26 protein-coding genes and 1 tRNA gene are annotated in these 25,015 nt (G+C 66.1%); 22 read left to right on the top strand and 5 right to left on the bottom strand.

The window, feature by feature from the left end:
* Positions 1 to 7 precede the first annotated feature (7 nt).
* The 17 genes from HNE04_RS15685 (at position 8) to HNE04_RS15605 (ending at position 16,712) form a co-directional block, all read left to right on the top strand.
* Positions 8 to 556: a DUF3305 domain-containing protein gene (locus tag HNE04_RS15685; protein WP_172220866.1), complete on the top strand. Its 549-nt coding sequence runs from the start codon at positions 8 to 10 to the stop codon at positions 554 to 556.
* Complete coding sequence (locus tag HNE04_RS15680; protein ID WP_172220864.1) at positions 549 to 1,157, top strand: DUF3306 domain-containing protein; 609 nt, start codon at positions 549 to 551, stop codon at positions 1,155 to 1,157. The genes HNE04_RS15685 and HNE04_RS15680 overlap by 8 nt, the downstream gene beginning before the upstream one ends.
* The gene (locus HNE04_RS15675; protein WP_172220861.1) at positions 1,084 to 3,153 is read left to right on the top strand and encodes a 4Fe-4S binding protein; all 2,070 of its coding nucleotides are present in this window, start codon (positions 1,084 to 1,086) and stop codon (positions 3,151 to 3,153) included. Before HNE04_RS15680 ends, HNE04_RS15675 begins: the two co-directional genes overlap by 74 nt.
* Entirely contained in the window at positions 3,150 to 3,767 is a 618-nt protein-coding gene (locus tag HNE04_RS15670; RefSeq protein ID WP_172220858.1) for a TorD/DmsD family molecular chaperone, read from the top strand. The genes HNE04_RS15675 and HNE04_RS15670 overlap by 4 nt, the downstream gene beginning before the upstream one ends.
* Before the next feature lie 162 nt (positions 3,768 to 3,929).
* A complete protein-coding gene (locus tag HNE04_RS15665; RefSeq protein WP_172220855.1) occupies positions 3,930 to 4,136 on the top strand; it encodes a formate dehydrogenase in 207 nt (68 codons plus the stop codon).
* 25 nt (positions 4,137 to 4,161) lie between these two features.
* Positions 4,162 to 7,128: a formate dehydrogenase subunit alpha gene (locus HNE04_RS15660; protein ID WP_172220853.1), complete on the top strand. Its 2,967-nt coding sequence runs from the start codon at positions 4,162 to 4,164 to the stop codon at positions 7,126 to 7,128.
* A 15-nt stretch (positions 7,129 to 7,143) separates the two neighbouring features.
* Positions 7,144 to 7,761 (top strand): formate dehydrogenase FDH3 subunit beta, encoded by a 618-nt coding sequence (gene fdh3B / locus HNE04_RS15655; RefSeq protein ID WP_172220850.1) that lies wholly within the window; start codon positions 7,144 to 7,146, stop codon positions 7,759 to 7,761.
* A complete protein-coding gene (locus HNE04_RS15650; protein WP_172220847.1) occupies positions 7,758 to 7,991 on the top strand; it encodes a hypothetical protein in 234 nt (77 codons plus the stop codon). The genes fdh3B and HNE04_RS15650 overlap by 4 nt, the downstream gene beginning before the upstream one ends.
* An 85-nt stretch (positions 7,992 to 8,076) precedes the next feature.
* A complete protein-coding gene (locus HNE04_RS15645; RefSeq protein WP_235965048.1) occupies positions 8,077 to 9,246 on the top strand; it encodes a formate dehydrogenase subunit gamma in 1,170 nt (389 codons plus the stop codon).
* Between the two features lie 17 nt (positions 9,247 to 9,263).
* Positions 9,264 to 9,728: a hypothetical protein gene (locus HNE04_RS15640; RefSeq protein WP_172220844.1), complete on the top strand. Its 465-nt coding sequence runs from the start codon at positions 9,264 to 9,266 to the stop codon at positions 9,726 to 9,728.
* Between the two features lie 5 nt (positions 9,729 to 9,733).
* Entirely contained in the window at positions 9,734 to 10,576 is an 843-nt protein-coding gene (locus HNE04_RS15635; RefSeq protein WP_172220841.1) for a formate dehydrogenase accessory sulfurtransferase FdhD, read from the top strand.
* A 30-nt stretch (positions 10,577 to 10,606) separates the two neighbouring features.
* Positions 10,607 to 11,521, top strand: a complete 915-nt coding sequence (locus HNE04_RS15630; RefSeq protein WP_172220838.1) for a C13 family peptidase — start codon at positions 10,607 to 10,609, stop codon at positions 11,519 to 11,521.
* A gap of 35 nt (positions 11,522 to 11,556) precedes the next feature.
* Complete coding sequence (locus HNE04_RS15625; protein ID WP_172220835.1) at positions 11,557 to 14,079, top strand: ABC transporter permease; 2,523 nt, start codon at positions 11,557 to 11,559, stop codon at positions 14,077 to 14,079.
* 21 nt (positions 14,080 to 14,100) lie between these two features.
* A complete protein-coding gene (locus HNE04_RS15620) occupies positions 14,101 to 14,505 on the top strand; it encodes a group II truncated hemoglobin (protein ID WP_172220832.1) in 405 nt (134 codons plus the stop codon).
* A gap of 42 nt (positions 14,506 to 14,547) precedes the next feature.
* On the top strand, positions 14,548 to 15,462 hold the full coding sequence (locus HNE04_RS15615; RefSeq protein WP_172220829.1) for an RNA polymerase sigma-70 factor: 915 nt from the start codon (positions 14,548 to 14,550) through the stop codon (positions 15,460 to 15,462).
* Between the two features lie 33 nt (positions 15,463 to 15,495).
* Positions 15,496 to 15,954 (top strand): carboxymuconolactone decarboxylase family protein, encoded by a 459-nt coding sequence (locus HNE04_RS15610; RefSeq protein ID WP_172220826.1) that lies wholly within the window; start codon positions 15,496 to 15,498, stop codon positions 15,952 to 15,954.
* Positions 15,951 to 16,712: an SDR family oxidoreductase gene (locus HNE04_RS15605; protein WP_172220823.1), complete on the top strand. Its 762-nt coding sequence runs from the start codon at positions 15,951 to 15,953 to the stop codon at positions 16,710 to 16,712. Before HNE04_RS15610 ends, HNE04_RS15605 begins: the two co-directional genes overlap by 4 nt.
* Here the strand turns inward: HNE04_RS15605 and HNE04_RS15600 are convergent.
* Both HNE04_RS15600 and radC read right to left on the bottom strand, forming a co-directional pair.
* Positions 16,687 to 17,334 (bottom strand): Smr/MutS family protein, encoded by a 648-nt coding sequence (locus tag HNE04_RS15600; RefSeq protein ID WP_172220820.1) that lies wholly within the window; start codon positions 17,332 to 17,334, stop codon positions 16,687 to 16,689. The two genes, HNE04_RS15605 and HNE04_RS15600, sit on opposite strands and share 26 nt — an antisense overlap.
* Positions 17,335 to 17,342: 8 nt before the next feature.
* Positions 17,343 to 18,029 carry a RadC family protein gene (gene radC, locus HNE04_RS15595; RefSeq protein ID WP_172220817.1) on the bottom strand — a complete coding sequence of 229 codons (687 nt, stop codon included), beginning with the start codon at positions 18,027 to 18,029 and terminating at the stop codon, positions 17,343 to 17,345.
* 327 nt (positions 18,030 to 18,356) lie between these two features.
* Between radC and HNE04_RS15590 the strand changes: the two genes are divergently transcribed.
* From HNE04_RS15590 to HNE04_RS15570, 5 genes are all read left to right on the top strand, one after another.
* The gene (locus HNE04_RS15590; protein ID WP_172220815.1) at positions 18,357 to 18,833 is read left to right on the top strand and encodes an FKBP-type peptidyl-prolyl cis-trans isomerase; all 477 of its coding nucleotides are present in this window, start codon (positions 18,357 to 18,359) and stop codon (positions 18,831 to 18,833) included.
* Positions 18,830 to 19,765, top strand: coding sequence for a 4-hydroxy-3-methylbut-2-enyl diphosphate reductase (gene ispH / locus HNE04_RS15585; RefSeq protein ID WP_172220812.1), 936 nt, complete (start codon positions 18,830 to 18,832; stop codon positions 19,763 to 19,765). The genes HNE04_RS15590 and ispH overlap by 4 nt, the downstream gene beginning before the upstream one ends.
* Before the next feature lie 8 nt (positions 19,766 to 19,773).
* Entirely contained in the window at positions 19,774 to 20,712 is a 939-nt protein-coding gene (locus HNE04_RS15580) for a threonine/serine dehydratase (RefSeq protein ID WP_328700346.1), read from the top strand.
* Between the two features lie 79 nt (positions 20,713 to 20,791).
* Complete coding sequence (gene serS / locus HNE04_RS15575; RefSeq protein ID WP_172220806.1) at positions 20,792 to 22,105, top strand: serine--tRNA ligase; 1,314 nt, start codon at positions 20,792 to 20,794, stop codon at positions 22,103 to 22,105.
* 41 nt (positions 22,106 to 22,146) lie between these two features.
* A tRNA-Ser gene (locus HNE04_RS15570) sits at positions 22,147 to 22,237 on the top strand.
* Positions 22,238 to 22,630: 393 nt separating this feature from the next.
* Here HNE04_RS15570 and HNE04_RS15565 read toward each other — a convergent pair.
* The 3 genes from HNE04_RS15565 to HNE04_RS15555 are packed head-to-tail and all read right to left on the bottom strand — an operon-like array spanning position 22,631 to position 24,991.
* Positions 22,631 to 23,209 (bottom strand): alkaline phosphatase family protein, encoded by a 579-nt coding sequence (locus tag HNE04_RS15565; RefSeq protein WP_172220803.1) that lies wholly within the window; start codon positions 23,207 to 23,209, stop codon positions 22,631 to 22,633.
* A 9-nt stretch (positions 23,210 to 23,218) separates the two neighbouring features.
* Complete coding sequence (locus HNE04_RS15560) at positions 23,219 to 23,983, bottom strand: ABC transporter permease (protein WP_172220799.1); 765 nt, start codon at positions 23,981 to 23,983, stop codon at positions 23,219 to 23,221.
* A 36-nt stretch (positions 23,984 to 24,019) separates the two neighbouring features.
* Complete coding sequence (locus tag HNE04_RS15555; protein WP_172220796.1) at positions 24,020 to 24,991, bottom strand: ABC transporter substrate-binding protein; 972 nt, start codon at positions 24,989 to 24,991, stop codon at positions 24,020 to 24,022.
* Positions 24,992 to 25,015: the final 24 nt, after the last annotated feature.

The raw sequence follows: 25,015 nt of genomic DNA, 5'->3' as shown, positions 1-25,015 counted from the left end.
TGGCCGGATGACTCCGCGTCCCAGCATCGAGGTTGCCGTGATCATGCGCCGCGAGCGCATCGACAACCGTTGGCAGCCCTGGCGCTGGGTGCTGGCCGACGTGGTTCCCCAGGAGCCGGCCTTCGGCAGCGAACCGCGCCTCCTGTTCAAGAGCGACGACGAGGAACGCTGGCTGCACCCGGGCTTCAAGGTCGAGTTGTTCCGCGACGATGCCGAGGGCTACTACCTGAACGTGACGACGCCGGCCCCGTGCTGGTTCGTGCTGTGGCGCATGGAAGATGAAGCCACGGTGAGCGACGAGCCGATGCCGCGCCCGACGATGGTGTCGCTGAGTTATCACGATGCGGGCCGCTGGCTGGATGCGCAGGAGACGGTCGAGCAGGTGCCCGCACCCGCCGACGTCGTCGAATGGATGCGGGCCTTCGCCGACGAGCACTACGTGATCGAGCCCAAGCGGCGCAAGCGCCCGGAAAGCTTCAAGCCCCTGCAGGACCGCTTCGGCAACCCGGCGTCCGTGTCCACGGAAAAGAAATTTGGCGGAGGCGGCAATGAGTGAAGGCTTCCTGGGCCGCTGGTCCAAACGAAAACTCGACGTCAAGGAAGGCAAGCCGGTGGAGGCTGAACCTCTGCCGGAACCGCTGTCGGAACTCGCGCCGCCCACGCCGCCTGTCGTCGCCGTTCAGGACCCTCTGCCGGAAGCGGTCGAGGCGCCGCCGCCCCTCACGCTGGAGGACGTGAAAGCCCTCACCTCGGAGTCGGATTTCACGCGCTTCGCGGCACCCGACGTCGCGCCCGATGTGAAGAATGCCGCCATGAAGAAGCTCTTTGCCGATCCGCGCTACAACGTGATGGACGGCATGGACGTCTACATCGACGACTATTCCAAGCCCGACCCGATCCCCTATGCCATGCTGCGCAAGCTGGCCAGCGCCAAGTTCCTCGGCCTGTTCGACCAGGAGGAAAAGGAGGAAGCCGAAGCAGCGGAAGCGGCCCGTCGGGCAAGGGATGTTGCGGATAACACCACTGAAGAAACCGTGGCACAGTCCGAAACGGTCCCCCCAGCAGTACCCGAGGCGCCTCCACATGCCGACACTGATTTGCGATTGCAACAAGACGATGCCCCTCCAGGAGAAGACCCTGGGCGCGGCATTGGGTGAAGACCTTCAGCTTCATTCGACCCTGTGCCGGCGCGAGGCCGGCGACTTCCAGCAAGCGATCAAAGGTGGCGCTGAAGTCGTGGTGGCCTGCACCCAGGAAAAGCGTCTGTTCGGTGAGATAGGCGAACGTACCGAGGGTGCTGTTTCACCGGTCAAGTTCGTCAACATCCGCGAAACCGGTGGCTGGAGCCGGGATGCCTCGCAGGCCATGCCCAAGCTGGCCGCCCTGCTGGCGGCCGCGCATCTGCCCGACCCCGAGCCGGTGCCCACCGTCACCTACAAGAGTTCCGGCCGCCTGCTGATCATCGGTTCGCTGGAGCAGGCCGAGCGCGCGGCTGGCTTTGTCGGCGACGTGATGGACGTGACCTTGTTCACCCAAGGCGGCAGCGGCGCGCAGGAGCGGCGCTACCCGGTCCTCGGCGGGCGCATCGACAGCCTCAAGGGCTGGCTGGGCGCTTTCGAGCTCAAATGGACCGCCGGCAATCCGATCGACCTGGACCTGTGCACGCGCTGCAATGCCTGTGTGGCGGTGTGCCCGGAAGGCGCCATCGGCCTGGACTACCAGATCGACCTGGACAAGTGCACTTCGCACCGGGCCTGCGTGAAGGTCTGCGAAGCGGCCGGCGCCATCGACTTCAGCCGCGAGAGCGAGGCTTTCACCGAGCAGTTCGACCTGGTGCTGGACCTGCGGGCCGAGCCGGCCTTTGCGCAGCACGCTCCGCCACAGGGCTACTTCCGCTGGGACGGCCAGGACCTGGGCACATTGCTCAAGCTGCGCGAGATGGTGGGCGAGTTCGAAAAGCCGAAATTCTTCGTCTACAAACAGAAGCTCTGCGCCCACAGCCGCAACGAAACCGTGGGCTGCAACGCCTGCATCGAGGTCTGTTCGGCGGAGGCCATCAGCAGCGAAAAATCCCGGCAACAGATCAAGGTCAATCCCAACCTCTGCGTCGGCTGCGGCGCCTGCACGACGGTGTGCCCCACCGGTGCCCTGACCTACGCCTATCCCCGCGCCAGCGAGCAGGGCCTGAAATTCAAGACCGTGTTGACCACCTATGCCAACGCGGGCGGCAAGACGCCGGTGCTGTTGCTGCATAGCCAGGAACGCGGGCAGCAGCTGGTGGAGGAACTGGGCCGCGCGGCCCAGCTGAAAAAAGCCCAGGGCGTGCCGGCCCATGTGATCCCGCTGGCGCTGTGGCACACGGCCAGCGTCGGCGCCGACCTGTGGCTGTCGGCCGTGGCGTTCGGCGCCTCCCAGGTCTGTGTCGTGGTGACGAGCGAAGAGGCGCCGCAATACATCGACAGCTTGAAGGCCCAGATGGAGGTGGCGCAAGCCATCCTCAACGGCCTGGGCTATACCGGCGTGCATTTCCAGCTGCTGCGGGCCGATTCGGCGCAGCAGCTCGACCTGGGGTTGCAGGCGCTGGCCCAGACGCGCCAGCAGGCGCCCAAGGTCGCCGCCCGCTTCGCTGTCGCGGCTGAAAAGCGCGGCACGCTGGAGCTGGCGCTGGACCATCTGATCGAACAGGCCCCGGCGCGGCCCCAAGCCATCGACCTGCCTGCCGCCTCGCCGTTCGGCTCGATCCAGGTCAATAAGGACAAGTGCACGCTGTGCCTGAGCTGTGTCAGCGCCTGCCCGGCCAGTGCCTTGCAGGACAACCCGCAACTGCCGCAGCTTCGCTTCATCGAGAAGAACTGCGTTCAGTGCGGCCTGTGCGCCACCACCTGCCCGGAGGACGCCATCACGCTGCAGCCCCGCCTGCTGCTCACGCCCGAGCGCAAGGAAGCGCGCGTGCTCAACGAAACGCCGCCGTACGCCTGTATTCGCTGTGGCAAGCCGTTCGGCACGCTCAAGGCCATCGAGTCGATGCTGGGCAAGCTGGCCGGCCATTCCATGTTCCAGGGCGCGGCGCTCGAGCGCCTCAAGATGTGCGCCGACTGCCGGGTGATCGACATCTACTCGGCTACCGATGAAGCAAAGATCACCGACCTATGAGTGAACCGATTCCTGTCTCGTCGGCGCTGGACGAGGAAACCGCGCGGGCCGAGGTCTATGGCCTGCTCGCGCAGCTGTACTACGCGCCGCCGTCGCCCGAGATCCTCTCCGCGCTGCGGGTGGCGGTGACCGAAGCCCCGGCGGCTGGGGCATTTCTCGAGGAGCCCTGGCGCGACCTGGTTGGCGCGGCCCGCGAGATGTCCGACGAGGCCGTGGCGCGTGAGTACGAGGCGCTGTTCGGGGGCGTCGGCAAGCCCGAGGTCTACCTGTTTGGCTCGCACTACCTCAGTGGCTTCCTGAACGAGAAGCCGCTTGCCCGCCTGCGCACCGACCTGGCCGCGCTGGGCCTGGCCCGCGACGAGGCCATGCCGGAAACCGAGGACCACATCGCCTATTTGTGCGAAGTGATGCGCTACCTGATCGCCGGCGACGAGGTCGAGGTTGCCAATCTTTCGCGCCAGAGCGAGTTCTTCGCCACGCACATCCAGCCTTGGGCCAGCAGCCTTTGCGACGCAGTGGGGGCTCACCCGAAGTCCCGTTTTTATGCCGGCCTCGCGGCCTTCACCCGCGCCTTCATGAACATCGAGGCGCAGGGCTTCGACATGCTGCCCTGAGCGCTACGGATGAGCTGGCATGCTGCGCCGCAGCATCAATCGCATCCTTTCGGCTCAAGTACTTGCCCTGTGTTGGCATGCTTGCACAAGGCTCTGCACGGCGCTACATTCGAATGGCATAAGTCGTTGAGCTCCCAACGGGGAGCGAACAGGAGACATTCCATGAGCCAGCCGAAGAGCAAGCTATCGCGAAGAACCCTGTTTGCAGGTGCCGGCACTGCCGGTGCGTTGGCCGCAGCGGCCACCCTGCTGCCCGGTGTCCTGCGCGAAACCGACGAAGCACCGCAGGCCAAGGAGCCGCCCGCCAAGGGTGGCGGCTATCAGCTGACGGAACACGTCAAGCAGTACTACAAGTCCACCCTCATCTAACTCTCACATTTCGGAGAGTCACCCTATGTTGCTCACCAAGAAATCGGGTGCCGCGCAGGCTGGCGCCCGCTCGCCGTTCACGCACAGCCTGCAGCGCGGCCTGTCGCACGCGCTGCCCACTATGGACCGGCGCGCGTTCCTTCGCCGCTCGGGCCTGGGAGTGGGTGTGGGTATCGCAGCGTCGTCATTGACCCTGGTGAAGAAGGCGAAGGCGGCGCAAGGCAGCGCCCCGGCCGTCGGCCAGGGCAAGATCGAGGTCAAGCGCACGGTGTGCAGCCACTGCTCGGTGGGCTGCGCGATCGATGCGGTCGTCGAAAACGGGGTGTGGGTCCGGCAGGAGCCGGTGTTCGATTCGCCCCTGAACCTGGGCGCGCATTGCGCCAAGGGCGCCGCGATCCGTGAGCATGGTCACGGCGAGTTCCGCCTGCGCTATCCGATGAAGCTGGTCAACGGCAAGTACGAGCGCATCAGCTGGGACACGGCGCTCAACGAGATCAGCGCCAAGATGCTGGAGCTGCGCAAGGCCAGCGGCCCCGACGCCATGTACTGGGTGGGGTCCTCCAAGCACAACAACGAGCAGGCGTACCTGATGCGCAAGTTCGTGAGCTTCTGGGGCAGCAACAACTGCGACCACCAGGCCCGCATCTGCCACTCCACCACCGTGGCCGGCGTGGCCAACACATGGGGCTACGGCGCCATGACCAATTCGTACAACGACATGCAGAACAGCAAGTGCGCGTTGTACATCGGCTCCAACGCCGCCGAGGCGCACCCGGTCAGCATGCTGCACATGCTGCACGCCAAGGAGACCGGCACCAAGATGATCGTGGTCGATCCGCGCTTCACCCGCACGGCGGCCAAGGCCGACGAATACATCCGCATCCGCTCGGGCTCGGACATCCCGTTCCTGTTCGGCATGCTGTATCACATCTTCAAGAACGGCTGGGAAGACCAGAAGTACATCAACGACCGCGTCTATGGCATGGACCAGGTCAAGGCCGATGTGATGGCCAAGTGGACACCCGACAAGGTCGAAGAGGCCTGCGGCGTGCCTGAAGCCACCGTCTTCAAGGCCGCCGAGATGATGGCCAAGAACCGGCCCTCCACGCTGGTGTGGTGCATGGGCCAGACCCAGCACACCATCGGCAACGCCATGGTGCGCGCCTCCTGCATCGTGCAGCTGGCCCTGGGCAACATCGGCGTGTCCGGCGGCGGTGCCAACATCTTCCGCGGCCACGACAACGTGCAGGGCGCCACCGACGTCGGTCCCAACCCCGATTCGCTGCCCGGTTACTACGGCATCGTCGAAGGATCCTGGCGCCATTTCGCCAAGGCCTGGGGCGTCGATTTCGACTGGATCAAGGGCCGCTTCGAAAACGCCGGGATGATGAGCAAGCCCGGCATCACCGTGTCGCGCTGGATCGACGGCGTGATGGAACAGAACGAGGTGATCGACCAGACGCCCAACCTGCGCGGCGTCGTGTTCTGGGGCCATGCACCCAATTCGCAAACCCGCGGCCTGGAAATGAAGCGGGCCATGGACAAGCTGGACCTGCTGGTGGTGATCGACCCGTACCCGTCGGCGACGGCGGCGATGGCGGCCATGCCGGGCAAGGAAGGCGACCTCAACCCTAACCGCGCGGTCTACCTGCTGCCGGCGGCCACCCAGTTCGAGACCAGCGGATCGGTCACGGCTTCCAACCGGTCCCTGCAGTGGCGCGAAAAGGTCATCGAGCCGCTGTGGGAAAGCCGCAGCGACCACATGATCATGTACCAGCTGGCCGAGAAACTCGGCTTCGGCAAGGAGCTGGTCAAGAACTACAAGATGCAGAAGGTGAAGGGCCTGGAAGAGCCTATTCCCGATGACATCCTGCGCGAGATCAACAAGTCTTGCTGGACCATCGGCTACACCGGCCAGAGCCCCGAGCGGCTGCAGGCGCACATGCGCAACATGGCCAACTTCGACGTCAAGACGCTCAAGTCCAAGGGTGGCAAGGACGCACTGACCGGCTACGACCTCACGGGCGATTACTTCGGCTTGCCATGGCCCAGCTTCGGCACCCCCGAACTCAAGCACCCGGGCTCGCCCAACCTGTACGACACCTCCAAGCACGTGATGGACGGCGGCGGTAACTTCCGCGCCAACTTCGGCGTGGAGCGCGAGGGCAAGAACCTGCTGGCCGAGGACGGCTCCGCCTCCAAGGGCGCCGACATCCAGACCGGCTACCCCGAGTTCGACCATGTGCTGCTCAAGAAGCTGGGCTGGTGGAACGAGCTCACCGACGTGGAGAAGGCCGCGGCCGAGGGCAAGAACTGGAAGACCGACCCTTCCGGCGGCATCATCCGCGTGACCATGAAGAACCACGGCTGCCATGTCTTCGGCAACGCCAAGGCCCGGGCCGTGGTCTGGAACTTCCCCGATGCGATCCCGCAGCATCGCGAGGCGCTGTACAGCACGCGGCCCGACCTGGTCGCCAAGTACCCGTCGCACGACGACAAGAAGGCCTTCTGGCGCCTGCCCACGCTGTACAAGACGGTGCAGCAGCAGAACCTGCAGAACAAGGTGCACGAGAAATTCCCGCTCATCCTCACGTCCGGCCGGCTGGTCGAATACGAGGGCGGCGGCGAGGAAACGCGTGCCAACCCCTGGCTGGCCGAACTGCAGCAGGAAGCCTATGTCGAGATCAACCCGAAGGCGGCCGCCGAACGCGGCATCCGCAACGGCGACCGGGTCTGGCTGGCAAGCCCGACCGGGGCGCGCCTGAACGTGCAGGCCATGGTGACCGAGCGGGTCGGGCCGGACACGGTGTGGATGCCGTTCCACTTCTCGGGGCGCTGGCAGGGCGCGGACCTGTTGCCCTACTACCCCAACGGCGCGGCGCCGGTGGTGCGCGGCGAAGCGGTGAACACCGCCACGACTTATGGCTACGACAGTGTGACGATGATGCAGGAGACCAAGACCACGGTCTGCAACATCGAACGCGCGGCATAAAGACAGGAGACCAGCATGGCAAGAATGAAATTCGTCTGCGACTCCGAGCGTTGCATCGAGTGCAACGGCTGCGTCACGGCCTGCAAGAACGAGAACGAGGTGCCCTGGGGCGTCAACCGCCGCCGGGTGGTCACGCTCAATGACGGGGTGCCGGGCGAACGCTCGATCTCGGTGGCCTGCATGCACTGCTCCGACGCGCCCTGCATGGCCGTGTGTCCGGTCAACTGCTTCTACCGCACCGACGAGGGCGTGGTGCTGCACGACAAGGACGTGTGCATCGGCTGCGGCTACTGCAGCTATGCCTGCCCCTTCGGCGCGCCGCAATTCCCCTCTGCCGGCACCTTCGGTGTGCGCGGCAAGATGGATAAGTGCACCTTCTGCGCCGGCGGTCCCGAGGCCAATGGTTCGCAGGCCGAGTTCGAGAAGTACGGACGCAACCGGCTGGCCGAAGGCAAGCTTCCGGCCTGCGCCGAGATGTGCTCGACCAAGGCGCTGCTGGCCGGCGACGGCGACGTCATCGCCGACATTTTCCGCAACCGCGTGCTCAGACGCGGCAAGGGTGCCGAGGCCTGGGGCTGGGGCACGGCCTACGGTTCGAAGCAGGCCGGGCAGCCCGCTGGAGGCAAATCATGAAGCGCGGTCTGACATTCATGGCAACGCTCGCCGCGGCAGCGGCACTGTCCGCATGCGGCGACAAGACGCAAACGCTGCAAAGCGGCGTGAAGGTGGACTCGCAGGCCTTCCAGGGCACGGGCATGCCTTATGCCGTGCAGGGCTGGAAGCAGGGCGACAAGGCGAGTTGGGAGCAGCAGGTGAAAAACCGCGCCCAGCAAACCCAGAACGAATACACCAAGGTCAACTGAAAATATGGGCCCCCACGCTCACATTCGTTCGCTGCCCCCCGAGGGGGCGCAGCCTCCTTTGAGGCGGCTCGGCAGGAGTCGCTCCTTGCTGCTGGCTCTTTCACTGGCGTTCAGTGTCTCGGTGTCCGCGCAGACCAAGCCGCAGGACGACCCCGTGCCGGCCGCGCCCGGCGGCATCCAGGGCCAGAACATCCTGGACGTCAAGCCCGAGGTCAAGCCCGACGCGAGCTCCGATCCCAAGTACATGCAGCAGAACAATGCCGAGCGCAACAAGGTGCAGCCCGGCAACAACGCGCCGATGTGGCGCGGCGTGGCGGGGGGCATGGAAGGCTTCTCCAGCCTGCCCAAGAGCCAGGCCCCCGAGGCGGGCATCCTGATCCAGGCGCCGGTGCAGTATCCGGGTTCGCGCCTCACCACCGCCGGTGAGGCCTGGCGCCAGGTGCGCAACAACTGGATCATTCCGTACGGCGGCGCGCTGTTCCTGATCTCGCTGGGCGCGCTCGCCATCTTCTACCTCGCCCGCGGGCGGATTGGCCACGCCGATGCGCAGGGCGGCGGCCGGCGCATCGAGCGCTTCACGCCGTTCGAGCGCTCGGCCCATTGGGCCAACGCAATCGCTTTCGTCATCCTGGCGGTGTCGGGCATCGTGATGGCCTTCGGCAAGTTCTTTCTGCTGCCGGTCCTGGGCCTCACCCTGTTCGGCTGGCTCAGCTACGCCCTGAAGACGCTGCACAACTTCGCCGGGCCGGTGTTCGCCGTGTCGCTGGTGATCGTGTTCTTCACCTTCGTGCGCGACGAGTTCCCGCAGCGCGGCGACCTCCGGTGGCTGCTCAAGGCGGGCGGCGTGTTCAGCAAGTCGGGGCACGAGCCGCCGTCGCACCGCTTCAATGCCGGCGAGAAGGTCCTGTTCTGGCTTGGCGTGCTCTTCCTCGGGGTGATCGTCGTGGCGTCCGGTCTGGTGATGGACAAGCTGATCCCCAACCTGGTCTACGACCGTGGCACCATGCAGGTCGCCCACATGGTCCACGCCGTGTCCACGGTGCTGATGATGTGCTTGTTCGCCCTGCACATCTACCTGGGTACCATCGGCATGCGCGGGGCCTATACGGCGATGCGCACCGGCTACGTGGACGAGCACTGGGCCCGGGAACACCACGAATACTGGTACGACGACATCCAGGCCGGCAGGATCCCCGCGCATCGCAGCGAGCCGCTGGTGAAACCCGAGGACGTGGAAACGGTGCGCCCCGCTTGACCGCAGGAGAAAAACAGATGAACAGATTTCTGGTGCCCACTGCGCTGATCGCGGCCTGCGGTCTGGCGTTCGCCAAGCTGCCTCCGCCCGATGACGCGGCCAAGGCCAAAGCCGCCGAGACCGCCGCCAAGGCGGCCTGGCAGGCCAAGGTCGATGCCTTCCTGCTGTGCAAGGCCCAGGACAAGGTGGCTGCGCTCTACACAAAGAACGGCGGCAAAACCGTCGCATCCAAGGACGCCAAGCCGGTGGCTACGGCGGCCGCGCCTGCTGCGGCCCAACCCGCCGCTGCAGCCGCTTCCGGCACACCGGTCGTCACGGCCGCCGCGCCGTTGCCGCCGTGCGCCGAACCGGGGCCATTCGCCTACAATCCGCCCGAGCAGAAGCCGCTGGAAACCGCCGGCGCGCACTCGCCCAGCGGAACGGCCGCCAGCCCGCCCAGCGTCAAGCCGAACTCGGCGGAGATGGCTCCCGCCAAGAAGTAGAGTCCTTGCCTTTCCTCACTGAAGCGCGCGCGCCACTGACGCGCGAGATTGAAACCGTCAATGAATTTGGCGAGCGCGGCACCACCTCGATCCCGGCCGAGCGCCCGCTCACGGTGTACGTGGACAGGCGCGAGCTGGTGACGCTGATGACCCTGGGTGCACGGCCTGAATGGCTGGTCCTGGGGTACCTGCGCAACCAGCGCCTGGTCAGGTCGCTCGATGAGGTCGAGTCCATCACCGTGGATTGGGAAGTCGGCGCCGCCGCCGTGAAGACCCGCTCCGGCATCAAGGGGATCAAGGAACGCACGGCGCGGCGCGTCGTCACCACCGGCTGCGGCCAGGGCAGCGTGTTCGGCGGGCTCATGGACGAGATCGAGTCGATCCACCTGCCAGAAGCGTCCATCACCCAGGCCCAGCTCTACGGCATCCTCAATGCGATCCGCCTGCAGGAGAGCACATACAAGTCGGCGGGATCCGTGCACGGCTGCGCGCTGTTCAAGGGCGAGGAGATGCTGCTGTTCGTGGAAGACGTGGGGCGGCACAACGCCATCGACACCATTGCCGGCTGGATGTGGCTCCAGCAGCCGGCGATGGACAGCGGCGACAAGATTTTTTACACGACCGGCCGCCTCACCAGCGAGATGGTCATCAAGTCGGCCCAAATGGGCGTGCCGATCGTGGTCTCGCGCAGCGGCATCACACAGATGGGCCACGAGATCGCGCAGCGCCTGGATCTGTGCGCGATCGGTCGAGCCACCAACAAGCATTTCCTCTGCTACACCGCTGCCCAACGGCTGCAACTGCAGCCCGAATTGGCCGGCCCCAAGCAGCTGCGCGCCATCGCCTGAATCGCGCCGCCGGTGGCATGATTGCCACTCATGGACGAAGCGCAATCCTTTGCCAAACGCCTGTGCCGCTTGCGCATGGGCGTGCTGGCGCTGGGCCTGGCCGCGTTCTTCGGATTGGTCGAGCTGGCCCCGGCGCAGCAAGAGCAGCGTCCACGCCTGCAAATGAGCGAGCGCATCTACGAGGACCAGCAGGCGCTGTGGCAGAGAACGCTTGCGTCCCTGGTCTTCCAACGCCCGGGCGTGGTGGATGTGTACGGCCTGGTGTTCTCGCCTTTCGACGATGGCGACGTGTTCCTGCGCGAGAGCAATATGGTGGCCAAGCTGCTTGCCGATCGCTTCGACGCCAGGGGCCGCGTGGTGCACTTGGCCAATCACCCGCTGACAGCGCGGACGCATCTTTGGGCAACGCCCGCCAACCTGGAGCGAGCCGTCGACGCCCTGGCCGAGCGGATGGACCGCGAGAACGACGTGCTGGTGGTGTACCTCACCTCCCATGGCGCGAAGGACTTCATGCTGGCCGCCGCCAACGGGGCGCTGCAAGTGGAACCGCTGAGCCCGAGCGAACTCCGGCGCGTCCTCGACCAGGCCGGCATCCGCAACCGCGTTATCGCCGTGTCGGCCTGCTACTCCGGCGGCTGGGTGGGCCCGCTGGCCAGCGACACGACGCTGATCATGACCGCCGCCGATGCCCACCACACCTCGTACGGTTGCGGGCGCCTGTCCGAACTCACCTTCTTTGGCCGGGCCTTGTTCCACGAGCAGCTGCGCAAGACGCATTCCTTCGAACGGGCGTTTGCCGCGGCCGTGCCGGTGATTCGCCAGCGCGAGATCGAGGCCCGCAAGGAGGACGGTTTCTCCAATCCGCAGATTCGCGTCGGCGCGGGGATCCGTCCGGTGCTGCGCGACCTGGAGCTGCGCCTTGCGATGCCCCGACCGCCCGGCTAATTCCCGGCTGAGACTTTTGCGCTAAGGTGGCGGGCATGACCCTGAATTCTCCCTGGCAGCTGGGATGGCGCACCCTCTGGCGCGACTTGCGTGCCGGCGAGCTGCGCCTGCTGATCGTGGCCGTGACGCTGGCGGTGGCAGCGCTCACGGCCGTGGGATTTTTCGCCGACCGGCTCAAGGGCGGCCTCGCGCGCGACGCACGCCAGCTGCTTGGCGGCGACGCCGTCGTCTCCAGCGACAACCCCACGCCCCAGGCTTTCATCGACAAGGCCAGATCGCTGGGCCTGCAGGCCGTGACCACGCTGGGCTTTCCCACCATGGCACGGGCGCCCGAGGCGCAAGGCGGCGCGAGCCGGCTGGTCGCGCTCAAGGCCGTGCCGCCGGGCTATCCGGTGCGCGGCAACCTCCAGGTCGCCGCACAGCCCGAAGCACCGGGCGAACGTACGCGCGACATCCCCGCCCGGGGCGAAGCCTGGGTCGATGCCGCGCTGCTCGAGTCGCTGGGCTTGAAGATGGGCGATCCCTTGCTGCTGGGAGACTCGCAGTTGCGGGTGGCGCGGGTCATCGTGGTCGAGCCGGATCGGGGCGCAGGCTTCATGAGCTTCGCGCCGCGCGTCATGGTCAATAACGCCGACCTCCCGGCCAGCCGCCTGATCCAGCCGGCCAGCCGGGTGAGCTATCGCTTCGCCGTGGCGGGGCCGGACCGGCAGGTCAGTGCCTTCGTCAAATGGGCGGTGGAGGAAGTGAAGAAGCCCGCCGTGCGCGGCGTGCGGGTCGAGTCGCTGGAAGGCGGGCGGCCCGAGATGCGTCAGACCCTGGACCGCGCCGAGAAATTCCTCAATCTCGTTGCCTTGCTGGCCGCTCTGCTGAGTGCCGTGGCGGTAGCCCTGGCCGCGCGCGGCTTCGCGGCGGCGCACCTGGACGACTGCGCCATGCTGCGCGTGCTGGGGCAAAGCCAGCGCACCATCGCCTGGAGTTACGCCTTCGAGTTCGCGATGATCGGCTTGGCCGCCAGCCTGCTGGGCGTGTTGATCGGCTACGCCGTGCACTTCGTCTTCATCGTGCTGCTGGCGGGCCTGGTGGACACGGCGCTGCCGCTCGCCACACTCTGGCCGGCAGCGTTCGGCATCGGCATGGGCCTGACCTTGCTGTTCGCCTTCGGCCTGCCGCCGGTGCTGCAACTCGCGCAGGTTCCGCCGTTGCGCGTGATCCGCCGTGACGTCGGCGGCCTCAAGCCGGCCTCGGCCGCAGTGCTGACCGTCGGCGTGATCGGCTTCGCCGCCTTGCTGCTGGCGGCCAGCAGCGACCTGAAACTGGGCGGCATCGCCGTGGGCGGCTTTGCCGTGGCCGTGCTGCTGTTCGCCGGATTGAGCTGGGTGGCGGTGAAGCTGCTGCGCATGTCGGTGAACGAGGCCACCGCGCCCCGATGGCTGGTGCTGGCCACGCGCCAGATCTCGGCGCGACCGGCCTACGCCGTGGTGCAGGTCAGCGCCCTGGCAGTCGGCCTGCTCGCGCTGGTGCTGCTGGTGTTGCTGCGAACCGACCTGGTGGCGAGCTGGCGCAAGGCCACGCCGCCGGATGCGCCCAACCGCTTCGTCATCAACGTGATGCCCGAGCAAGGCGCTGCGTTCCAGAAGACGCTGCGCGACGCGGGCGTGAAACGCTTCGACTGGTACCCGATGATCCGCGGCCGCCTGATCGCCGTGAACGGCAAGACCGTGACGCCCGACGACTTCATCGAGGACCGCGCCAAGCGGCTGGTGGACCGCGAATTCAACCTGTCCAGCACCCCCGTGCAGCCACCGCACAACCAGGTGGTGGCGGGCCGCTGGGAGCCCGAGGAGCGCGGCGCCGTGAGCGTGGAAGAGGGCATTGCCGCTACGCTGGGCTTGAAACTGGGCGACGAACTGCGTTTCGACATCGGCGGCCAGCAGACCGACGCCAGGATCACCTCGCTGCGCAAGGTCGACTGGGGCTCGATGCGGGCTAACTTCTTCGTGATCTACCCGGTGAGCCAGCTCGATGACGTGGCCGTCACCTACATGAGCGCCTTCCGCGCGCCCGAGCGCCGCGGCTTTGACAACCAGCTGGTGCGGGCCTTCCCCAACATCACCAACGTCGACATGACCACCACCATCAACCAGGTGCAGGGCGTGCTGGACAAGGTGATCCGCGCGGTGGAATTCCTGTTCGGATTCACGCTGGCCGCCGGCGTGGTGGTGTTGTTCGCGGCCGTCACAGCCACACGGGAGGAGCGGGCCCGCGAGTTCGCGATCATGCGCGCCGTGGGTGCCAGCGGCGTGCTGCTGCGCCAGGTCCAGCGCGCCGAGCTGATCGGCATCGGCCTGCTGGCCGGCTTCCTGGCCAGTGTGGTCGCCAGCGTGGTGGGCTGGGGCATGGCCCGCTATGCCTTCGATTTCGACTGGACCGCCTCGCCTTGGGTGCCGCTGTTTGGGTCCCTGGCCGGCGCGGCGCTGGCCTTGGCGGCGGGCTGGTGGGGCTTGCGCGAAGTGCTTAATCGTCCCGTCGTGGAAACCCTGCGCCGCGCCCCTGAATAGGCCAACCCCGACAATCGGGCCATGCAGATTCAGGAAAAGCCCCCGGCCGGCACCCCTTTCGAGTGGATTGGCGGCGAACACAAAGTGAAGGCGCTGGTCGAGCGCTTCTATGACCTCATGGACCTGGAGCCGCAGTATGCGGACTTGCGCGCCGCCCACGGCAGCGAGCTGGCCAAGGCGCGCCAGCACCTGTTCTGGTTCCTCTGCGGCTGGCTCGGGGGGCCGCAGCACTACACCGACCGTTTTGGCCATCCCAGGCTGCGCATGCGCCATATGCCGTTCACCATTGGCATCAAGGAGCGAGACCAGTGGCTGGCCTGCATGGATCAGGCGATGGGCGAAACCGGGGTTCCGGACGAATTGCGGACTCGGCTGAAAGGCAGCTTTTTCCAGACTGCTGACTGGATGCGCAACGCGCACGGGTAGAAAATCCGTCACAAAGACGGCCTGTGAAACGTCTTGGCAGGTATGAACGACCCCACCAGCACCTTCACCCGCCTTCGGCCCCGCTTGCAGGGCATTGCCTATCGAATGCTGGGCTCCACAGCCGAGGCGGAAGAAGTGGTGCAGGACGCTTGGCTGCGCTGGCACGAAGCTGAGCAAGAACAGCTGGACAGCACCGAGGCTTGGCTGGTCACCATCACCACACGCCTGGCGATCGACCGGCTGCGCAGCGCCAAGGTTCAGCGTGAACATTACATCGGCACATGGCTGCCGGAACCCATGCTTTCCGACTCGCCGGTCACGCCGGAGCAGGCGCTGGAGCGAGTCGACAATGTGTCGGTTGCCTTTCTGGCGCTGCTGGAGCGGCTCACCCCCGAGGCGCGCGCAGCCTTCCTGCTGCGGGAAGTGTTCGATGCGGACTATGACGAAGTGGCCGAGGCCCTGGGCAAGACCGAGAGCGCCTGCAGGCAGCTGGTTCACCGTGCGAAGGCCCAGCTGCAAGACGAGCGGCCCCGCTACATCGTCCCGCGCGAAACCCAGCTGCGGCTGTTGCGCGGGTTCGCCGACGCCGCCACACGGGGTGAGTTCGCCGCGCTCAAGGCGATGCTCGCTGATGACGCGCAGCTCATAGGTGATGGCGGCGGCAAGGTGCCCAGCTTCGGTGTTCCGCTGGTGGGTGGCCAGCGCATAGCCCAGCTCTACCTTGCGACCGGCCTGCGGTACCCCAATGCAGTGCGTTACGAAGTCGTCGTGCTCAATGGCCAGTGGGGCCTGTTGCGCTTCGTGAACGGTGGGCTGGAGTCGGCGCAGACGCTCGAAACCGATGGCGAGCGCATCGTGCGCATCCATGCCCAGCGCAATCCCGACAAGCTTGCGCGCATTGCCGCGGCCCTGGGCCGGGAGGTGGCTGTCACAAACCAGCCCCCTCAGCCGTCTTGATGGTGTATCCCAACCACTTTCAAGGAAGAAATCATGAACGAACCCCGGCTCCCCTGGACTGAAATCTCCCCCAAGGCCTACCAGGCGCTGGCCGGCGTCGGCGCCGCCATCGCCAAGTCGTCGCTGGGCCCGACCCTCACGGAGCTCATACAGACCCGCGTCTCCCAGCTCAACGGCTGCGCATTCTGCGTTGACATGCATGTGCGCGATCTGCGCAGGCATGGCGAGACCTGGCAGCGCATCAATAGCCTGTCCACCTGGCGCGAGACTCGTCTGTACAGCCAGCGCGAGCGCGCGGCCCTCAACTGGGCCGAGACCATGACCGAGTTGGTCGGCAACCACGTCAATCGCGATGCCGATTTCGACGCACTGAAGAGCCAGTTCAGCGACCAGGAGATCGTCGAACTTTCCTGGGTGATCGCACAGATCAATGCCTGGAACCGCATGGCCATCGGCATGCAATCGCCCGTGGCCGAAAAGGAGATCGCATGAAAGTAGTCATCATCGGAGGCAGCGGCCTCATCGGAAAGAAACTGTCGACCTTGCTCCAGCAGGCCGGTCACACCGTAACGTCGGCCTCGCCCTCGTCCGGAGTCAACTCCGTCACGGGAGAAGGGCTGGACCAGGCACTGGCGGGAGCGCGGGTGGTCGTGGACGTCTCGAACTCGCCGTCGTTCGAAGACGAGGCCGTGATGCGCTTCTTCCAGGCGTCCACCCAGAACCTGCTGACGGCCGCAGCCAAGGCTGGCGTGCAGCACTATGTCGCGTTATCGGTCGTGGGTGCCGAGCGTGTTCCTGCCAGCGGCTACTTCCGCGCCAAGATCGCGCAGGAGTCGCTCATCAAGAACGCGAAGGTGCCGTACACCATCGTGCGGGCCACGCAGTTCTTCGAGTTCCTGATGTCCATTGCGCATGGGAGCACTGTGGGCGAGACGGTGCGCCTGTCTTCCGCCTTGATCCAGCCCATTGCAGCGGCCGACGTTGCCGCGGCCCTCGCCGAAGTCGTGGGCCAGGAGCCCCTGAACGGCACCTGCGACGTGGCCGGGCCCGAGGCCGTCCCACTCGATGATCTGATTCGGCGCGTGCTAAAGGCCAATAAGGACCCGCGTGAGGTCGTGACCGATGCCGATGCACTTTATTTCGGCACGCGCCTGGACGACAAGTCCTTGATACCCGATGGAGCTGCCAGGACCGGCAAAACCTCCCTGGAGAATTGGCTGGCGTTTAGTTCATCCCCGGCGAAGGCTTGAGCAGCACCACCAGGGCCCCGGCGCCGCCCTCGTCGCCGCGGGCCTGAACGAAGGCCAGCACTTCGTTCTTCTGGATCAACCAGCTTTGCACCTTGCCCTTGAGCACGGGCATCTTGCCCGGCGAGCCCAGGCCCTTGCCGTGCACCACACGCACGCAGCGCCAGCCGCGGCGATGCGCATCGCGCACGAAGCCCGCCAGCGCTTCGCGCGCTTCTTCGCGGCGCAGGCCGTGCAGGTCGATCTCGCCCTGGATGCTCCAGCCGCCTTTGCGCAGCTTGCGTGTGACGTCGGTGCCTATGCCGGGGCGGCGAAAGCTCAGTGCATCGTCGATGTCCAGCAAGGTGGCCGCGTCGAACTCGTCGCTGATGGCTTCCTGCAGCACGCGCTGCTCGTCCAGCTGCTGCTGCACGGCGATCGGTGGCGGCTGGTCGGGCGCCAGGTCCACGCGCCGGGGATCGCGAATCGGTTTCACCGCGCCGGCCGCCCGCACGAAGAGGTCTCTCTCGGCGTGGGCACGGCGTTCGGCCTCCTGGCGAGCGGCCTCCTGCGCCGCCGCCAGCTTCTGCTGTTCGGCCAGTTTCTGCTGGATGTGCTGCAGATCCTTGAGGGACTTCGATTTCACGGCGCCCCTCAGATCAGGCCCTTTTCGGCCATGGACAGCGCATTGCCCTGCGCCACGATCACGTGATCCAGCACCCGCACGTCCACCAGGGCGAGGGCGGCCTTCAGGGTCTGCGTGAGGGCCTCGTCGGCGCGCGAAGGCTGCACCGTTCCGCTCGGATGGTTGTGCGCCAGCACCACCGAAGCCGCCTCGCGTTGCAGGGCCCGCTGGACAACCTCGCGTGGATAGACGCTGGTTTGGGTGAGGGTGCCGCGAAACAGCTCCTCCATCGCGATGAGCCGGTTCTGGGCGTCCAGGAACAGCACGGCGAACACTTCGTGGGGTTTCGCGGCCAGGTGCAGCTGCAGGTATTGCTTGACGGCGCCGGGGGAGCTGAACACCTCGCGCTCCTTGAGCTGCTGGCCGATGGCGCGCCGTGCAAGTTCCATCACGGCCACCAGCTGGGCGCGTTTGGAACTGCCGCCCATGCCCTTGATGCGCTTTAAATCCTCGGCGCCGGCATGGAGCAGCCCCGAAATGCCGCCAAAGCCGCCATCGACCGGCGCCGCCAGCAATTCGTGGGCCATCTGCAGCACGCCGCGGCCGGCCGTGCCGGTTCGCAGCAGCAAGGCCAGCAGTTCGGTATCGCTCAATGCCGCCGCCCCGCGGGCCAGCAGTTTCTCGCGCGGCCGGGCGTCGGCGGGAAGGTCTTTCATGGGCTAGGGCCTATTGACACTATTTTTGCAAGTGCGAACGCGGTTAAAACAGCGCCAATCTAGGCGCGCGACGACGCCAAGGCTGGCCGCCTTGGCTAGGAGTGCAACAACGAGTGGCGCTGTTTTAACCACGTTCCCTCCGGGTTGCGGCCAAAAAGGCCATGCGCCGCGTTGCGAAGCCTTGCCGGACATTGAGTCCGGCCGCGTTTCGCGCCTTGCGCATGACCTTTTTGATCCGCAACGCATCTTGCAAAAATAGTGTCAATAGGCCCTAAAGCCGGCGGGCCGGGCAGGGTTTCTACAATAGGGCAGTTTATCGGGACTTCCATGGCTTCCACCGCGCACCGGGTCCATCCGGGCTCCTTCCTCACGCTGCACTATCGGCTGGCGGGGCCCGGGGGCGACATCATCAATACCTTCAAGGACAAGCCGGCCACGCTCACGCTGGGCACGGGCGAGCTGTCGCCGGCCGTGGAAAAGCGCCTGCTGGGGCTGGAGGAGGGCACGCATGCCACCTTCGATATTCCCGCCGGCGAGGCCTTCGGCGACCGCAATCCCGAGATGGTGCAGTGGGTGGCGCGCCGCCTGCTTAACGAAATGGGCGACCCCGACGAGAAATACCAGGTCGGTGACGTGGTGCAGTTCCCGACGCCCGACGGCATGTCCAGCTACGCCGGCTCGGTGCGGCAGGTGGGCAAGGACGGCGACGGCGACGGCAAGGTCGACGCCGTGCTGTTCGACTTCAACCACCCACTGGCGGGCCAGCCCGTCACATTCGAAGTGCAATTGATCGGCGTGCTATGAACGAAGGCGTTGAAATCCTGCTTGCCGAGCCGCGCGGCTTTTGTGCCGGTGTCGACCGGGCGATCGAGATCGTGGAGCGCGCGCTGCAGAAGTTCGGCGCGCCCATCTACGTGCGCCACGAGATCGTGCACAACACCTTCGTGGTGAACGACCTCAAGGCCAAGGGCGCGATCTTCATCGAGGACCTGGCCGAAGTGCCGCCCGGCTCCACGCTGGTTTTCTCGGCCCATGGCGTGAGCAAGGCGGTGCAGGAAGAGGCCCGGATGCGCGGCTTCGAAATTTTCGATGCCACCTGCCCGCTGGTGACCAAGGTCCACGTCGAAGTGGCCAAGCTCGCCAAGGAAGGCTACGAGTTCATCATGATCGGCCACAAGGGCCATCCGGAAGTCGAAGGCACCATGGGCCAGCTCGATCACGGCATCCACCTGGTCGAGGAAGTGCCTGACGTCGCGCAGATCCAGCCGACGCAAACCAAGAAGCTCGCCATCGTCACCCAGACCACCTTGTCGGTGGACGATGCGGCGCAGATCAAGGAGGCCGTGCGCCAGCGCTTTCCCGACATCCGCGAGCCCAAGCAGCAGGACATCTGCTACGCCACCCAGAACCGGCAGGACGCGGTGAAGATCATGTCGGGCCAGGTGGACGTGGTCATCGTGGTGGGCAGCCCCACCAGCTCCAACAGCAACCGCCTGGCCGAGCTCGCGCGCAAGCTCGGCGTGGAGAGCTTCATGGTGGACAACGCCGCCGAACTGCGGCCCGAGTGGCTGGAAGGCAAGATGCGAGTCGGGCTCACGGCGGGCGCCTCAGCCCCGGAAATCCTGGTCAACGAAGTCATAGACCGTATCAAGGCGCTGGGCGCCGTCTCGGTGCGCAAGATGGACGGCATCGAGGAAACGGTCAAGTTCCCGCTGCCCAAGGGCCTGAAGCTGTGAGCGGGCAGGTGACCCGCGACGACGTGGCCGCCGCCGGCCGGCGCTTCGCGCAGAACCACGCCAACTTCCTGCACCGCACGCCCTTGTGGAAGCTGCCCGGCGCAGCGCTCGGCCTGCGATGCGCCGAGGTCTGGCTCAAGCTCGAGCATTTGCAAGTGGGCGGAAGCTTCAAGGCGCGCGGCATGCTCAACCGCCTGCTCGCCAACACCATTCCCGCCAGCGGCGTCATCGTCGCATCGGGCGGCAACGCAGGCATCGCCACCGCTGCGGCGGCCCAGGCCCTCAGGGTCCCGTGCGAAGTCTTCGTGCCGACGGTCTCCAGCCCCATGAAGCAGGCCAAGCTGCGCGAGCTCGGCGCGCAGGTGGTGGTGACGGGCGCCGTCTATGCGGAGGCCCTGGAGGCCTGCCTGGCACGCCAGAAGGCGACCGGCGCGCTGATGACCCATGCCTACGACCAGCCCGAGGTGGTGGCCGGCGCGGGCACGCTGGCGCAGGAGATCGAGGAGCAGGGCGGCCGGCCGGACAGCGTGCTGGTCAGCGTGGGCGGCGGCGGGCTGATCGCCGGCATCGCCGCCTGGTTCCGCGACGATGTGCGCGTGGTCGCGCTGGAGCCGGAGCTCGCGCCCACCCTGTACAAGGCCCGCCAGGCCGGCGAGCCGGTGGATGTGGCGGTAAGCGGCATCGCCGCGGACTCGCTGGGCGCCAAGCGCATCGGCGCCATCGCCTGGGACGTGACGCAGCGCCACGTCAAGGATTCGCTACTGCTGCCCGACGCTGCCATCCGCGAAGCACAGCTGCGGCTGTGGAAGCAGATGAAGCTGGCGGTCGAGCCGGCGGCGGCGCTGGGTCTGGCGGCACTGCAGACCGGCGCCTACCAGCCACGGGCCGACGAGAAAGTCTGCCTGGTCATCTGCGGCGCCAACCTCGATCCGGCGACATTGGCTTAGTTTGTCATCCCGGACTTGATCCGGGATCCATGCCTCCTGTCGGCGAGGCCGATACCACTGCGCCCACTAAAATCGCCGGATGCTCGATATCACTCTGTTACGAAAAGACCTGCCCTCGGTGGTCGCCCGCCTGGAAACGCGCAAGAAGCCGCAGGCCTTCCTGGACGTGGCGGCGTTCACGGCATTGGAAGCCGAGCGCAAATCCATCCAGACCCGCACGGAAGAGCTGCAGGCACAGCGCAACCAGCTGTCCAAGCAGATCGGGCAACTCAAGTCCAAGGGCGAACCGGTCGACGCCGTGATGGCCCAGGTGGCCGCGCTCAAGGCCGAGCTGGACAGTTCGGCCGCCCGCCTGGAGCAGATTCAGCCCGAGATGCAGGCCTTGCTGCTGGCCGTACCCAACCTGCCGCACGAGAGCGTGCCCGTGGGCGACGACGAGCAGGCCAACAGCGAGGTGCGCAAGTGGGGCACGCCGCGCGCCTTCGGCTTCAAGGTCCGTGACCATGTGGACATCGGCGAGAAGCTGGGCCTGGACTTCGAGACCGGCGTCAAGCTCAGCGGTTCGCGCTTCACGGTGATGAAGGGCCCGATCGCCCGGCTGCACCGCGCGCTCGCCCAATTCATGCTGGACGTGCAGACGCAGGAGCACGGCTACACCGAGTGCTACACGCCCTATATCGTCAATGCTGAAACCATGCGCGGCACGGGCCAGCTGCCCAAGTTCGAGGCCGACCTCTTTGCCGCCAAGAAGGGCGGCCAGGAAGGCGAAGCGGCGGGCGACCATCACGCGACGCTGTACCTCATTCCTACCAGCGAAGTGACGCTCACCAACTTCGTGCGCGACGAGATCGTGGCGCCCGAGCAGCTGCCGATCAAGCTCACCGCCCACTCGCCCTGCTTCCGTTCCGAAGCGGGCAGCGCGGGCCGCGACACCCGCGGCATGATCCGCCAGCACCAGTTCGACAAGGTCGAGATGGTGCAGATCACCCACCCCGACAAGAGCTACCAGGCGTTGGAGGAGATGACCGGCCATGCCGAGGCCATCCTGCAGAAGCTGGGCCTGCCTTACCGCGTGGTGCTGCTGTGCACCGGCGATATGGGTTTTGGCGCGGCCAAGACCTACGACCTGGAAGTGTGGCTGCCGGCGCAGGACACCTATCGCGAGATCAGTTCGGTGTCCAACTGCGAGGCCTTCCAGGCCCGCCGCCTGCAGGCGCGCTTCAAGACCGCCCAGGGCAAGAACGAACTGGTCCACACGCTCAACGGTTCCGGCCTGGCCGTGGGCCGGACGCTGGTGGCGGTGCTGGAGAACTACCAGCAAGAGGACGGCTCGGTGGTGGTGCCCGAGGCATTGCGGCCCTATATGGGCGGCGTGGAAATCCTGCGGCCGTGATCGGTTAGAATTGCCGCCTTCGCACCACGCGAACCGAATCAGGAGCGGTGGCAGAGTGGTCGAATGCGCCGGACTCGAAATCCGGTGTACGGTTATGCCGTACCGTGGGTTCGAATCCCACCTGCTCCGCCAGACACCCAGAAAAGACGCGCCTTCGGGCGCGTTTCTGCTTTTCTACCCCCCAATCCACCCACCAGTTAGGGCTTGCTGGTCAGTTCGCGGTGTCATAACCGACGAGGTATGTGAAAAGAGCGGCCCCGCGCTGGCGCGCCAAGCGGCCATGGTGAAATCTCGCCCGAGCGCACCCCACCGTACCCCACCCCCAAATTGGCTGGATGGGACCCGCAGCACGGTCGAACACGAATTCGCGCGCGCTTGATGCAGATCCGGAACCGTTCTGCCAAAAGGATGTGCCAAGTCGATTAGCACAGGGCCTCTCATGGGTTGCAGCTGAAGAATGCTCGCTCGATATTGCAGACGAACCCGTCCGACCCGCTTGCTGCTCCAATCCGCACTGACTCCTGTTTACTCCCTTAGCAGGGGAGCACCTTCGGCCCGGCTCTCGAAGGCGGCCCTGATCCAATCGCTCATCTCGCCCACCCGTAGGTTCGCACACGCTTGCGCCGCAGCTCGCCCTCTCTGCCCATCGACCGCCAGCACCGAGTCGTAGCCCTCCCGCCTTCCGTAGAACAACAGCACGTACGGGTTCCCCGATATATAGGAACTCGCGACCAATAGCTCAGCCTCCAAAGGCGGCGGCACCGACGGCGGCAGGATTTGCACTGCATTTTTAAGTTGCGGCGGCCACGAACACGGGAAGTTGTGCAACACCACGCGCTTGCCACTGCGCTCCCCGGGAACATGGACGGACATATGGATACCAGTGGTGCCTGGCGCCGCCCCGGTCGCAATCGCCGCCCAGGCCGGCTGCGTCACCGGGGGCAATGGCACGCTCAACATGTTGGCGAAGGTGCCTCGCGACACGAGCGCGGCGATGTTCGGAAGCTCCCCTTGGGCGATGTACTTGCGCAGCAACCGGGGATCGCACGCGTCCAGGGCGAGGAGGACCAGACGCTGAGCTTTCCCGAATGCGTCTGTATACAAGTTTGTCTCCTATCGTTTATGGCACCACGGCAGCAGGCGGTGCTCCAGCGCCAGCAGGCCCCAGTTGAGCGAGTAGCCGACAAACGAGAGCAGAGCGATCGCCGCGTAGACCTCGGGCATGCGCGCGGCGTTCTGCATCGTCATGATGTACAGGCCGATGCCCGCGCTGCCGGCAATCATCTCGGTGACGACCGTGGTGATCAGAGCGGCCGCGAGCGCAATTCGCAGCCCGGCGGCTGCCAGCGGCAACGCCGCCGGCAGCATCACAAAGAACGCGAAACGTGCGCGCGGCGTGCCGAAAGTCTGCGCCATCTCGACCAGGGTCTCCTCGACGCTGCGCACGCCGTACCGTGTGTTGATGAACACGGGCCAGAAGGTCGCGAGCGCGACGATCGCGACCTTCATGCTCGGCCCGCCGCCGAGGGCCAGCAGCGCCGGCGGGATCAGCGCCGGCAACGGAATCACGCGCAGCAGCTCGAGCGTGGGCTCGAGCATCCTGAACAGGCGCCGCGACGCGCCCAGCAGCACGCCGGCGAAAAGGCCCAGCAGGCTGCCGAGCGCGAACCCCTTGGCCATGTTCCACAGCGAATCGGCCATTTCGCCCCACAGCCCGCCGGCTCCCGTCCGGTCCAGGAAGACCGCTCCCACGGTCGACAGCGCGGGCCAGGCATCGGCCTTCAGCGCGCCGGAGCGCACCGAGACCTCCCAGCAAGCGCCGAGCAGCAGAACCAGCATGACCCCGGTCGGCGCGCGGCGGGCGGCGGTGCTCTGCATGCGGTCGTCTCCCGGTATCTGTCTGCGTGATCGCGATCAGTTGGCCTGGGTCGCGGTCTGGAACAGAAAGCCGCCGACGTTGGCCGGCTTCTTGAGCAGTCCGTGCTTCAGCATCAGGCGCGACATCTCCTCGACGGTCTTCTGGTTTACCGTCATCGGGTATACCGGAGTCTGGATCTTCGCCACCACCGACGGGTCCATTTTCGTGTAGGCGGAGATGATGCGCACACCGTCGGGCCCCTTCTTGTTTTTCTCCATGAAGGCCACGCCCCTGCGGTAGGCGCGCGCAAAACGCTCGAGCGCCGCGACGTTGGCCGGATCCTTCAGCCAGGCGCCGCGCGCCAGCCCCATCACCGATTCGAGGTTGTCGGTCACCTCGTGGTAGATGAAGGCCAGCACGCGCACCTTCCCGGTTTCCATCGCTCGCGTGAAGAACGGCTCGGTCGGGCACACCGCATCGGCCTGGCCGGTGAACAACGCATCCTGCATCTGCGGGAACGGCACTTCGGTGATGCGCACCTTGGACGGGTCGGCGCCATTGCGCTCCAGCCATTCACGAGCGTAGAGCCAGATGATGTTGTTCAGTGCCGACGTGGCGAGGCGCTTGCCCTCGAGGTCCTTGGCCGTCTTGATCGGGCTGTCCTTCATGACAATGCAGGGATTGACGTCGTTGCCCTTCTTCATCAGCGTGCCGGGCAGCACGACCTTCAAGTCCAGGCCGTTTTCGATCGCCTGCGTCACGGTGACGATGTTCGAGAACGCGATGTCGAGCTGACCGGCAGCCAGCTGCGCCACCAACGGGTTGCTGATCACCGCGGAGGTGATGTCGAACTCGACCCCCTCTTCCTTGAAGTAGCCCTGGTCGATCGCCGCGTAGAAAGGCGCTATGTCGATGATCGGCACGACGCCGACCCTGAGCTTGGCGGTCTGCGCCTGTGCGCTCAGCCCGAACAACGCGAGCGCAGCGGCCAGCAGCGCGCGGGTGAGATGGTGGTACAGGTTCTTCATCGGGCTTCTCCTTGGTAGGGGTGA

The organism is Caenimonas soli (assembly GCF_013155545.1).
GTDB classification, from domain to species: Bacteria; Pseudomonadota; Gammaproteobacteria; order Burkholderiales; family Burkholderiaceae_C; genus Ramlibacter; species Ramlibacter soli.
This window is presented reverse-complemented; position numbering and strand designations above follow the sequence as displayed.

Excerpts from the sequence above, each read along its gene's own strand:
- HNE04_RS15620 (WP_172220832.1), top strand. The coding sequence starts at position 14,101 with ATGCAGATTCAGGAAAAGCCCCCGGCCGGCACCCCTTTCGAGTGGATT.
- HNE04_RS15650 (WP_172220847.1), top strand. The coding sequence starts at position 7,758 with ATGAAGCGCGGTCTGACATTCATGGCAACGCTCGCCGCGGCAGCGGCA.
- HNE04_RS15660 (WP_172220853.1), top strand. The coding sequence starts at position 4,162 with ATGTTGCTCACCAAGAAATCGGGTGCCGCGCAGGCTGGCGCCCGCTCG.
- fdh3B (WP_172220850.1), top strand. The coding sequence starts at position 7,144 with ATGGCAAGAATGAAATTCGTCTGCGACTCCGAGCGTTGCATCGAGTGC.
- HNE04_RS15590 (WP_172220815.1), top strand. The coding sequence starts at position 18,357 with ATGGCTTCCACCGCGCACCGGGTCCATCCGGGCTCCTTCCTCACGCTG.
- HNE04_RS15610 (WP_172220826.1), top strand. The coding sequence starts at position 15,496 with ATGAACGAACCCCGGCTCCCCTGGACTGAAATCTCCCCCAAGGCCTAC.
- HNE04_RS15615 (WP_172220829.1), top strand. The coding sequence starts at position 14,548 with ATGAACGACCCCACCAGCACCTTCACCCGCCTTCGGCCCCGCTTGCAG.
- HNE04_RS15605 (WP_172220823.1), top strand. The coding sequence starts at position 15,951 with ATGAAAGTAGTCATCATCGGAGGCAGCGGCCTCATCGGAAAGAAACTG.
- HNE04_RS15560 (WP_172220799.1), bottom strand. The coding sequence starts at position 23,983 with ATGCAGAGCACCGCCGCCCGCCGCGCGCCGACCGGGGTCATGCTGGTT.
- HNE04_RS15670 (WP_172220858.1), top strand. The coding sequence starts at position 3,150 with ATGAGTGAACCGATTCCTGTCTCGTCGGCGCTGGACGAGGAAACCGCG.
- HNE04_RS15555 (WP_172220796.1), bottom strand. The coding sequence starts at position 24,991 with ATGAAGAACCTGTACCACCATCTCACCCGCGCGCTGCTGGCCGCTGCG.
- HNE04_RS15685 (WP_172220866.1), top strand. The coding sequence starts at position 8 with ATGACTCCGCGTCCCAGCATCGAGGTTGCCGTGATCATGCGCCGCGAG.
- radC (WP_172220817.1), bottom strand. The coding sequence starts at position 18,029 with ATGAAAGACCTTCCCGCCGACGCCCGGCCGCGCGAGAAACTGCTGGCC.
- HNE04_RS15665 (WP_172220855.1), top strand. The coding sequence starts at position 3,930 with ATGAGCCAGCCGAAGAGCAAGCTATCGCGAAGAACCCTGTTTGCAGGT.
- serS (WP_172220806.1), top strand. The coding sequence starts at position 20,792 with ATGCTCGATATCACTCTGTTACGAAAAGACCTGCCCTCGGTGGTCGCC.
- HNE04_RS15680 (WP_172220864.1), top strand. The coding sequence starts at position 549 with ATGAGTGAAGGCTTCCTGGGCCGCTGGTCCAAACGAAAACTCGACGTC.
- HNE04_RS15640 (WP_172220844.1), top strand. The coding sequence starts at position 9,264 with ATGAACAGATTTCTGGTGCCCACTGCGCTGATCGCGGCCTGCGGTCTG.
- HNE04_RS15675 (WP_172220861.1), top strand. The coding sequence starts at position 1,084 with ATGCCGACACTGATTTGCGATTGCAACAAGACGATGCCCCTCCAGGAG.
- HNE04_RS15630 (WP_172220838.1), top strand. The coding sequence starts at position 10,607 with ATGGACGAAGCGCAATCCTTTGCCAAACGCCTGTGCCGCTTGCGCATG.
- ispH (WP_172220812.1), top strand. The coding sequence starts at position 18,830 with ATGAACGAAGGCGTTGAAATCCTGCTTGCCGAGCCGCGCGGCTTTTGT.
- HNE04_RS15625 (WP_172220835.1), top strand. The coding sequence starts at position 11,557 with ATGACCCTGAATTCTCCCTGGCAGCTGGGATGGCGCACCCTCTGGCGC.